This is a genomic window from Achromobacter sp. (genome assembly GCF_036567245.1).
Lineage (GTDB): Bacteria > Pseudomonadota > Gammaproteobacteria > Burkholderiales > Burkholderiaceae_B > Achromobacter.
Genome location: NZ_DATCUY010000003.1, coordinates 1 through 2405, shown reverse-complemented (window position 1 = coordinate 2405; position 2405 = coordinate 1). Strand labels below are relative to the sequence as shown.

General features: G+C 69.1%; 3 protein-coding genes. 1 reads left to right on the top strand and 2 read right to left on the bottom strand.

The features are described from left to right. The coding region (locus VIR09_RS00050; protein ID WP_414639344.1) for an anti-sigma factor family protein at positions 1-340 on the top strand (340 nt) is incomplete at its 5' end. Here VIR09_RS00050 and VIR09_RS00045 read toward each other — a convergent pair. Both VIR09_RS00045 and VIR09_RS00040 read right to left on the bottom strand, forming a co-directional pair. After that, on the bottom strand, positions 337-1098 hold the full coding sequence (locus VIR09_RS00045) for a GntR family transcriptional regulator (RefSeq protein WP_332010472.1): 762 nt from the start codon (positions 1096-1098) through the stop codon (positions 337-339). The genes VIR09_RS00050 and VIR09_RS00045 overlap by 4 nt on opposite strands. Positions 1099-1100: 2 nt before the next feature. Next, a partial coding sequence (locus VIR09_RS00040; RefSeq protein WP_332010469.1) for a carboxyltransferase domain-containing protein occupies positions 1101-2405 on the bottom strand: 1305 nt, incomplete at its 5' end.

Sequence of the window (2405 nt, the reverse complement as noted above, 5' to 3'; positions counted from 1 at the left end):
GAAAGGCCTGGTCACCTGGCTGACCAAGCGCATGGGCGCGACCATGCGCCCGCCGTCCCTGTCGCAGGCCGGCTATGAGCTGGTGGGCGGGCGCCTGCTGCCCGGCGGCGCGGGGCCGGTTGCGCTCTTCATGTACGGCGCGGCCGACGGCCAGCGGCTGACCTTGTACGTCACCCGCGAAGCTGCCGGCGGGCAGACGGCCTTCCAGTTCACCCAGGAAGGCCCGGTACGGGTGTTCTATTGGGTCGAAGGCCAGTTCGGCTACGCGCTGTCCGGCGCGGTCAGCCGCGACGAGCTGCTGCGCGTGTCGCAAGAGGTCTACCAGCAACTGCAGGGCTAGGGCGTAGCCGCGCCTGGAGGCGCCTGCGTCCGGCCACCGGCGCGCTCGCGCGCCTCGTGCAGCATGTGCAGCGTGATCTTGCGAACCTCGGCGCGACTCATGCCGATGTGCGAACGCAGCATGCGCGCCGCCTCGTCGGCGCGCCGCGCCAGCACCGCCCGCAGGATGGCAGCGTGCTCGTCATAGGTGGCGTCGACGCGGAAGTCCTTGGTGAAGTCCAGCCGCCGCACGATGCGTATCTTCTCGGTCACGTCACGATGGATCTGCGCCATCTCGGCGTTACCGGCGGCGGCCACCAGCGCACAATGGAAGGCCTCGTCCAGCTGCGCCACCAGCCGTCCGTCCAGGATGCGCTGCCGCGGCGGCGCCAGCCACACGTCTTTCAGCGCGCCCAGAATGCCGGCCTCGTCCATGTGCTCGCGCGCGCACAGCCGTTCCACCGCGGCCTGCTCCAGCACCACGCGCACGTCATACAGCGCCTCGAAGCGTTCGAAGTCGAAGGGCCGCACCTGCCAGCCGCTGCGCGGCCGCGGCAGCACATAACCTTCGCGTTCCAGCCGCGCCAGGCCCAGCCGCACCGGCGTGCGGCTGACGCCCAGCCGCGCCGCCACCCCGGCTTCGGTAAAGCGTTCGCCCGGCAGCACGCGGAAGTCGAACAGATCATCCTTCAGGCGCTGATAGACCTGGTCGGCCAGCGAGCCGGCCAGGGCCGGCGCCTGGCGGATGGCCGGAGCGGTTTGCGCGGAGTCCAGGCGCATCGTCAGGCCACGGGGCAGGTGGCGTCTTCGGCCAGCACGATGAGCGGGTCGCCGGCGTTCACGGGTTTGCCGGGTATGCAGCGGATCGCGGCCACGGTGCCGGACGCGGGCGCAATGACCGACAGTTCCATCTTCATGGCTTCGACCACCACCAGCGTGTCGCCGGCCGCTACGCTCTGGCCCACTTGCACCGGAATCTTCCAGATGTTGCCGCACATGTCGGCGCTAACCAGGCTTTCCCCTTCGCGCAACACCGCCTCGGCTTCAGGCTCCAGTTCGGCGACGTCGGGCTCCACCGCGGCGCCCTCGCTTTTCCACAGGGCCACCTCGGCGGCAAAGGCGCTCCTCTGGCGCGCCTGGAAGGCGGCGATGCTGTCGGCCTCCTCCGCCAGGAAACGCTGGTGCGCGGCGAAGTCGAACACCTCTTCCTCGATGCGGACGGTAGCCCGGCCTTCGCGGAAGTCCTCGCGCAGCAGGTCGAGCTCAGCCTCGGTCACCGGGTAGAAGCGCACCTGATCGAAAAAGCGCAGCAGCCAGGGCTTGCCGTCCTGGAACACCGGGTTCTTCAGGAACTTGTTCCAGATGGGCAAGGTGCGGCCGACCAGTTGATAGCCGCCGGGCGAATCCATGCCATAGATACACATGTACACACCGCCTATGCCCACGGTGCCTTCGGCCGTGAACGTGCGGGCCGGGTTGTACTTGGAGGTCAGCAAACGGTGGCGCGGGTCTATCGGCACCGCGCAAGGTGCGCCCAGGTAGACGTCGCCCAGGCCCATGATCAGATAGCTGGCGTCGAACACGATGTCGCGGACCTGCTTGCGGCTGGCCAGGCCGTTGATGCGCTGGATGAAGTCCACGTTGTTCGGCAGCCAGGGCGCGCTGGCGCGCACGGTTTCCTGATAACGCTGCACCGCGCCCAGCGTGGCCGAGTCCTCGAACGTCATCGGCAGATAGACCACGCGGGTCGGCACCTTGAGCGTGGCCACGTCGGCCAGGCCGCTCTCGATCCGCAGCAGGCGCTCGATCAGCGCGCCTTGCAGGATGACCCGGCTGTCGTAGCGGATCTGCAGCGAACGCACGCCCGGCGACAGCTCCAGCACGCCGGCGATGGGATCGGCGCTGAGCGCCTCCATCAGCAGGTGGATGCGCATGCGCAACGCCAGGTCCAGCACGTTGTCACCGTATTCCAGCAGCAGATAGCCGTCGCCCGCCTGGCGGTAGGACACCGAGGGGCGCTCGCCCGCGGCGGCCAGCGCCGCCACGATGGGTTCCGCCAGCGCGACCGGCGTTGCGGCGGCGTCAGC

Bases quoted from the DNA above. Each gene is read 5' to 3' on its own strand.
- VIR09_RS00045 (WP_332010472.1), bottom strand. From the start codon at position 1,098: ATGCGCCTGGACTCCGCGCAAACCGCTCCGGCCATCCGCCAGGCGCCG.